The organism is Oleiphilus sp. HI0117, assembly GCF_001635235.1.
This window is the reverse complement of sequence record NZ_LWGA01000800.1, coordinates 1-6,916: the sequence shown is the minus strand read 5'-3', so window position 1 is coordinate 6,916 and position 6,916 is coordinate 1. Positions and strand designations below refer to the sequence as shown.

The window sequence follows — 6,916 nt, the reverse complement described above, 5'->3', positions numbered from 1 at the left end:
CATTCCGTTCGCCCAGTAGCTTTCGAAGAAGGCGTGGAAATCGGGATGGAATTTGGTCTCGAGCGCATCTTCAAGGCTTGCAAAGATATTCCCTGATCTCTTTTCCTTATGGCGCCAGTAATGACAGTCTTTGACGATACTAACTGCGCAAGGCGAGGGCCAGATCGGGTCGCATTGAAAAGAGGGTAAGCCGAGTTCATTAGCATTATGAAAAAGATTTTCGTAACGGGTTAGTATTGAATCGAGCGCTAAAAAAATCTTATCCATTATAATTTAATAAAGCCTAGTTCTTGATGTGTACTCGTGGGAGTGATTGTTGGTCTACAGATATCTTATCAATTGGGGCGATTACAGTCGACTCACCATTTACCACGACTTCACCATCTTGATTACTAACGTCACACTGAAACAACACTCTATGGTTTTCGAGCTTTTGGAGTACAGTGAGCTTTACCGTCAGCGTGTCTCCCAGCTCTACTTTTCGCTTAAAGCTTAGGTTTTGGTCCAGGTAGATACTTCCAGGCCCAGGAATGACTTTGTCGAAAGCGGTTGAGATAAGTGAGCTAGCCCACATGCCATAGCCGACTGTATCGTCATATACATTCTTTTTCGCAGCATCGACAGATAAAGCACTCAGCGGCATTTCGCCATTAGTCGCAGCAAATAAAACCAAATTCTCATCACTTAATGTTTTAGTAAATGTGGCATAATCGCTGACTCTTAATTCGTCATAGGTAATGTTTTCAAGTACGCGCATAACTTCTTAGCTTCTATAGTTTTGAATTAATTTTCTTTACAACTAATTTTGACAGAATAGTTTTAAGGTTCGTCTATTTAGAATAGGCTAGAATCCGTACGAATCAAAAACTTAGCTTTATTATTTTTTGTTATTTTGAACCAGGTTTTATCTAATGCCCTTAGATGTCAGAAAGCTTCAGCAGGCCATATCCAGCTGTTCTTACAAAGATCAAAGTCACTTTAAAAAACGACTCAAGCAACTCTCATCACACGGTGATGATAACGCCCTAGAGGAAAAGCTTGAAAAGCTAACTCAAGAAATTGAGGAATCTAAAGATCGTCTAAGTAAAAAAATAAACCGTCCGGTTTCAATCAAATACCCGCCTCAGCTACCTGTCTCCCAAAAAGTTGACGACATTAGCAAGGCAATAAAGGATAACCAGGTTGTAATTGTTGCTGGTGAAACCGGATCAGGTAAAACGACTCAGCTGCCAAAAGCCTGTCTTCAAGCGGGGCTTGGAAGGAAGGGCCTTATCGGCCACACTCAGCCAAGGCGTCTCGCTGCACGCACCGTTTCGACGAGATTAGCGGAAGAGCTAAATTCCCCGCTTGGTGATCTGGTTGGCTATCAAGTTCGTTTTACCGATCAAGTTAGTGATAGTACGCTAATAAAGGTCATGACGGATGGTATTCTCTTAAATGAAATCAAGTTTGACCGTTACTTAAATCGTTATGAAGTTATTATTATTGATGAGGCGCATGAGCGTAGTTTAAATATTGATTTCTTACTCGGTTACTTAAAACGCGTTCTGCTGAAAAGACCTGAATTAAAACTCATTATTACCTCTGCCACGATCGACGTAGACCGGTTCTCGGAGTTCTTTACTGGCGCGCCAATATTTTCTGTTTCAGGGCGAAGTTATCCGGTTGACGTGAATTACCGCCCATCTATTGGTGCAGATGTACAAGAGTTATCTCTTGGTGAGCAGATAGCTACAGTGGTCGAGGAGATTCAAGACGAAGAACGCCAACGCTCTTGGCAAGTTGGCGATGTTTTGGTTTTCTTACCTGGCGAGCGAGAGATCAGAGAGATCGCCAAGACCCTTAATGATTATGAATGGCGTGACACCGAGATACTGCCCTTATATGCCAGGTTAAGTACCAAAGACCAGAGCAGGGTGTTTCAACCTCACTCTGGCAGACGAATCATCCTTTCTACTAATGTCGCTGAGACCTCAATTACAGTGCCTGGTATCCGCTATGTAATTGACCCCGGTACCGTGCGGATTTCCCGCTATTCGTATCGCTCAAAATTACAGCGTTTGCCTATCGAGTCAATCTCCCAAGCGAGTGCAAATCAACGAAAGGGTCGTTGTGGGCGGATTGCTGAAGGTATTTGTTATCGACTTTACAGTGAAGACGACTTTATTTCACGACCTGAGTTTACCGATCCGGAAATACAGCGCACCAATCTAGCGGCTGTTATTCTTAAAATGATCGACTCCGGACTCGGGGCAGTGAAAGACTTTCAGTTTATTGATCCACCTGACTCTCGTCTTTTAAATGATGGCTATAAACTACTATTTGAGTTGCAGGCCGTCGATGAAAACAACCGCTTAACAGCGTTGGGCAAGAAACTTGCGACGCTTCCCACAGACCCTCGTTTAGGACGCATGCTGCTTAGCGCTCAGGACTTAAACGCAGTAAAAGAAGTGCTGATTATTGTTAGCGGCTTAAGCATACAAGATCCTCGTGAGCGCCCTGCAGATAAGCAGCAAGCAGCTGACCAGGCTCATGCGGAATATAAAGACCCTGAATCAGATTTCCTTTCTTTTTTGCGGTTGTGGGAATTCTTTGAAGATAAACGCCAGGAGCTAAGCAATAATCAATTAAAGCGCTTTTGCCAGAAAAACTTCCTATCCGCTGTGCGTATGAGGGAGTGGCGCGAGATACATAGACAACTATTACTCGTTTTAAAAAGCATCGGCATCAAGGAAAATGATAGCGAGGCTTCTTATGACTCTATTCATAAGGCTTTATTGAGCGGCTTGCTTGGCAATATCGGTAAACATGAAGAAAAACGCGAGTATCAAGGGTGTCGAAATCGACGTTTCCACTTATTTCCCGGGTCTGGCGTAAACAAAAAGCGCCCTAAATGGTTATTTGCCGCTGAAATCGTGGAAACTCAACAAGTCTATTCCAGATATAACGCAAGGCTCGATCCTGCATGGATAGAACCGCTTGCAAAGCATTTGGTAAAACGTTCTTATGCCGAACCTCATTGGGAAGCCAAAAGGGCACAAATAATTGCCAAAGAAAAGGTGACCTTATACGGACTTGAAATTGTCTCTCAGCGCCCAGTTAACTACAGCCAGATTGACCCAGGAGTTTGCCGTGAAATATTTATTCGCACCGGACTCATAGAGAGAGAGTTTCGCACCAAAAATAAGGCTATCGCTCATAACTTAAAGCTTATTGATGAAGTGGAATCGATTGAAGACCGCACGCGTCGTAAAGATGTCCTGGTCGATGATGAGGTGATATACGGACTTTACGATAAGGCTTTACCTGAACACATTGTGAGTGGTGCTGCATTTGAAAAGTGGGCAAAAAAAGCAAGCGAAGCTGACTCAAAGCTAATACGGTTTACAAAAGGTCAGCTGCGCAGCGAAAATGCGGATTCATTCGATCCGGGCCTATATCCTGAACATATTGAAAATAATGGCATACGCTTTCCTCTGAGTTACCAGTTCAAACCCGGCGCTGAAGATGATGGTGTAAATATCTCGGTGCCAATTAATGCAATAAAACAGCTAACTGTAGATAAACTCGAGAAGATAGTTCCTGGCTTGCTTCGTGAAAAATGCATCCACCTGATCAAAACGCTTCCCAGAACTTTGCGAAAGCACTTTGTTCCTGTGCCGGATGTTGTAGACAAGATACTGCCAAAGGTTGAAGCTAGTTCACGCCCTTTGCTTGAGATTCTTAGTGATGAGCTAAAAATTATAGGCAGCATATCTATTCCTATTGAGGCCTGGAATCTTGAGTCACTAGACAGTCACCTGCGCTTTAACATTAAAGTGCTGGATGAGCGAGGCCGGCTGATTAACCAGGGTAGGGACCTCGTTAAGCTTTCGCAAAAAGTTGAGCATTTGGCAAAAAACGCCGCAAAACTGGAAGAGAACCGACCTGAAAAACAAGTTGATATTACTGCCTGGGACTTTGGCGAGCTCAAACAATCCCAGATAATAAAACAAGCGGGTATTGAAATGATGCAATACCCGGCGCTTCAAGATTGTGGAGCACACATCAGGCTCATTCATTGTAATGATAAGCTAGGTGCCGAGGCGATTACGCGAATTGGAATTGCGCGATTACTAAGCTTTGAGCTCCAAGGTATTCGCTCGCAATTCAAAAAAGCGATTAAAAACTACCAAAAGCTAGGCTTGCTTTATGCACCTGTCGGGCAAGCCAGCGCACTTTATGATGACTTTCTGATTGCGGCAATATGTTTGCACTTCCTTAATGGAGAGCTTCCACGCAATGCAGAGCAGTTTAGTGCTTGTCTACAGGGCGGTAAGGGTGATTTCCTTAAGATCTGCGAAGAGTTCAGCGCTCTTGTTTTCGACATACTTAATCATTACCACCAGATAATGAAGCGCCTAAAAGGTAAAATGAACTTGGCAGTAGCTATGCCTATGGCTGACCTTAAACACCAGATTACCTGCTTAGTCTACGATGGCTTTTTGCAATCCACGCCCTATACCTCGCTAAAGAGCTTTCCTAGATATTTGCAAGCTTGCTCTCTACGCTATGACAAAATGGCAAGAGATATGGCCAATGAAAGGCGCTATGTACCCTTACTATCCGAATGGTGGGAGCAATACGAACTTCGAAAAAAACAGCTGGATGCTCAAGGTTTAAAGTGCGAAAACCTGGAGCGATTTCGCTGGTTACTGGAGGAGCAACGAGTGTCTTGGTATTCACAGCAATTGGGTACGAGTGAGACTGTCTCAGAGAAAAGGTTAAACAAACTCTGGGAGAGCGTTAGGCGGTAGCCGAATACTCACCAAGGTTGGCTCAAATATTGGTTGTCATTAAAGCTCGTAAAACGTAATCTGTGCAGCTATTTTCTTACTTATCGGCTTGTACTTAGTGCAGGTTTTGAATCTAAACGCGGTACGCTTGTCATGCTTGCCGTTAGCAAAGAGGTGACCATGATAAAGGCTGCTATTTCTGGTACTGGGCTGTTTACACCAAGTGAATCTATTTCAAATGATGAGCTTGTTGCGAGTTTTAACGCCTATGTGCAAAGCTTTAATCGTGAAAATGCTGACAAAATAGCCGCAGGCGAACTCGAAGCGCTACAAGAATCTTCTTCCGCTTTTATCGAAAAAGCTTCTGGAATTAAAAGCCGATACGTAATGAATAAGGCTGGCATTCTTGACCCTGAAATAATGCACCCATTGCTACCTGAGCGCTCCAATGACGAGCCTAGTATCTTATGCGAAATGGCCGTTAAAGCAGCCAAAGATGCGCTCAAAAATGCAAACAAAACCGTCGCTGATATCGATGCCGTCATCGTCGCTTGCTCGAATCTACAGCGCGCTTATCCAGCTGTCTCAATTGAGGTTCAAAGCCAACTTGGTGTAGAAGGCTTCGCATATGATATGAATGTGGCGTGCTCATCGGCCACATTTGGCCTTCAGGCTGCGCTCAATGCTGTTCAGTGCGGTTCTGCCAGGGCTGTATTGTTAATAAACCCGGAAATCTGCACAGCGCATTTAAATTTTCGTGATAGAGATAGTCACTTTATCTTTGGTGATGTCTGTACCGCAATCGTGATAGAGAGAGCTGACACAGTATCTTGTGATGACTCGTTCGAAGTTGTCAGCGCAAAATTAAAGACAACCTTCTCCAATAATATTCGTAATAATTTTGGATTCCTGAATCGTTGTGCTCCCGGCAGTGAAGGCTTTAGTGATAAGCTATTTGTTCAGCAAGGGCGAAAAGTATTCAAAGAGGTATCTCCACTCGTTGCTAAAATGATCAATGAGCACTTGGCGGAAAACGAGCTTAGCGCTGAACACCTAAAACAGATGTGGCTCCATCAAGCTAACTTAAGCATGAATCAGCTTATCGCCAAGCGTGTATTAGGTCGTGCAGCAGAGGTTTCTGAGGCACCTGTTATACTGGATGAATATGCGAATACTAGCTCGGCCGGTTCTGTGATTGCATTTCATAAGCATCGATCAGAACTCGAAACCGGTGATTATGGTGTACTTTGCTCTTTCGGTGCAGGCTATTCTGTTGGTAATATAATCCTAAAGAAACTATAACAACTAAAAAGTAAGCAGAACTATAATAAGAGATTAAGTATGCGCTTTTGTTACCACGCTCTAATTTTATTATTTCTAAGTACCTTTACGCTTAATGCATTCGCTAATGATGAAGCAGAAGAGCCTTATTATGACCCTAGATACGCAGAAATAGATCCTTATGAGTCATTTAATCGAAGCATGTTCGTATTGAATGATAATTTGGATGAGTATCTCGCCACTCCCTTGGCAAAGCTTTACAGATTTGTAACGCCCGGTTTTGTCGATAAAGGTGTTACCAACTTTTTTGGCAACCTCAATGATGTCGAAACCTTTGTTAACTCTTTGCTGCAGGCTAAGTTTCACAACGCGGTTGTTTCTCTTAACCGAGTTATCTACAACACTGTTTTTGGCATAGGCGGCTTGTTTGATGTTGCGACCTCATTTGGCCTGGAAGCCAGCGATGAAGATTTTGGACAAACACTTGGTTATTGGGGTTATGAAGAGTCTACCTATCTTGTGTTACCTGTTCTAGGGCCATCTACCGTCAGAGACTTTAGCGGACAAATAGTAGATTACGTTGCCGACCCGGTTGACTATCTTGTCGAATTCTCAACTGAAGAAAGTATTGCTCTAAAGGCTGTTGATTTAATAGATACACGAGCAGACCTGCTAGCTGCGAACAACTTATTATTCAAAGAAGACCGCTACGCCTTCTTCAGGAGTGCCTATTTGCAAAATCGAAACTTCCTTATTAAAGATGGCGAAGTAGAAGACCCGTTCGCTGATGATGAAGATTTTGATTACGAGGACTTCTAATATCAGGCTTATTTAACATAAGTTCACAGGGCTTAATACAA

At 43.3% G+C, this 6,916-nt stretch carries 5 protein-coding genes; 3 read left to right on the top strand and 2 right to left on the bottom strand.

What is annotated here, in order from left to right; translation table 11 throughout:
- Both A3757_RS25195 and A3757_RS13185 read right to left on the bottom strand, forming a co-directional pair.
- Window positions 1–267 (bottom strand): SecY-interacting protein Syd (locus A3757_RS25195; RefSeq protein ID WP_197470036.1); only part of this gene is annotated, 267 nt, incomplete at its 3' end.
- Window positions 268–283: 16 nt separating this feature from the next.
- Window positions 284–757, bottom strand: a complete 474-nt coding sequence (locus tag A3757_RS13185; protein ID WP_068510682.1) for a hotdog domain-containing protein — start codon at window positions 755–757, stop codon at window positions 284–286.
- A gap of 154 nt (window positions 758–911) precedes the next feature.
- Between A3757_RS13185 and hrpA the strand changes: the two genes are divergently transcribed.
- The 3 genes from hrpA (at window position 912) to A3757_RS13170 (ending at window position 6,875) form a co-directional block, all read left to right on the top strand.
- Window positions 912–4,796, top strand: a complete 3,885-nt coding sequence (gene hrpA, locus A3757_RS13180; RefSeq protein WP_068510684.1) for an ATP-dependent RNA helicase HrpA — start codon at window positions 912–914, stop codon at window positions 4,794–4,796.
- A gap of 159 nt (window positions 4,797–4,955) precedes the next feature.
- On the top strand, window positions 4,956–6,077 hold the full coding sequence (locus A3757_RS13175; protein WP_068510751.1) for a beta-ketoacyl-ACP synthase III: 1,122 nt from the start codon (window positions 4,956–4,958) through the stop codon (window positions 6,075–6,077).
- 39 nt (window positions 6,078–6,116) lie between these two features.
- Window positions 6,117–6,875: a VacJ family lipoprotein gene (locus tag A3757_RS13170; protein ID WP_082865131.1), complete on the top strand. Its 759-nt coding sequence runs from the start codon at window positions 6,117–6,119 to the stop codon at window positions 6,873–6,875.
- Window positions 6,876–6,916: the final 41 nt, after the last annotated feature.

Excerpts from the sequence above, each read along its gene's own strand:
- A3757_RS13170 (WP_082865131.1), top strand. The coding sequence starts at position 6,117 with ATGCGCTTTTGTTACCACGCTCTAATTTTATTATTTCTAAGTACCTTT.
- A3757_RS13175 (WP_068510751.1), top strand. The coding sequence starts at position 4,956 with ATGATAAAGGCTGCTATTTCTGGTACTGGGCTGTTTACACCAAGTGAA.
- hrpA (WP_068510684.1), top strand. The coding sequence starts at position 912 with ATGCCCTTAGATGTCAGAAAGCTTCAGCAGGCCATATCCAGCTGTTCT.
- A3757_RS13185 (WP_068510682.1), bottom strand. The coding sequence starts at position 757 with ATGCGCGTACTTGAAAACATTACCTATGACGAATTAAGAGTCAGCGAT.